This window comes from Intrasporangium chromatireducens Q5-1, from assembly GCF_000576575.1.
Lineage (GTDB): Bacteria > Actinomycetota > Actinomycetes > Actinomycetales > Dermatophilaceae > Intrasporangium_A > Intrasporangium_A chromatireducens.
Genome location: NZ_AWQS01000577.1, coordinates 1 through 542, shown reverse-complemented (window position 1 = coordinate 542; position 542 = coordinate 1). Strand labels below are relative to the sequence as shown.

Below are 542 nucleotides of genomic sequence, written 5' to 3'. Positions count from 1 at the left end.
GGTGGAAGGGGTGCGCGGGTGCGGGTCGAGCGAGACCGTCAGCAGGAACGCGGACTCGGTCACCGCGTCGACGGCGTGCCGCTCGGGCGGGATCGCCACGACCTCGCCCTGGTTCACCACCCACTCCGCCTCCTCGCCGGCGTAGAGCCGGACGGTGCCCGCCAGCACCTGCAGGCTCGCCGCGGGAGGCGAGGCGTGCTCGGCGAGCTTCGCCCCCGCGGTCAGGCCGACGACGACGAGGCGCTGGTGCGAGCCCGTCCAGAGCACTCTCGTGCCCTTGCCGTGCTTCGAGGCGCGCGCCGCCTCGATCGCCTCCTCGGCCGCCTCGCCGAGGTCGATGATCCCGGCGCTGCCCGCGTCGTGCTGACGCGAGGCCACCGGCACCAGGTCGCCGAGGCTGTGGACCTGCCAGGGGGCGCTGTCCTCCGGGGTCACTGGACCCGCTCCCAGCCGCGCTTCGGCGCGCGCGAGCCGACGCCCGCCCCGGCCCGCTCGTCCTTGCTGCGATAGACGATGTAGGGGCGGGTGACGTAGCCGACCGG

General features: G+C 75.3%; 1 protein-coding gene and 1 pseudogene. Both read right to left on the bottom strand.

Annotated elements, in window-relative coordinates:
* The coding region (locus tag N864_RS22965) for a cupin domain-containing protein (RefSeq protein ID WP_051518962.1) at positions 1–435 on the bottom strand (435 nt) is incomplete at its 3' end.
* Positions 432–542 (bottom strand): annotated as a pseudogene (locus N864_RS26195) (respiratory nitrate reductase subunit gamma); the annotation flags it as partial. The pseudogene N864_RS26195 and the gene N864_RS22965, both read right to left, overlap by 4 nt.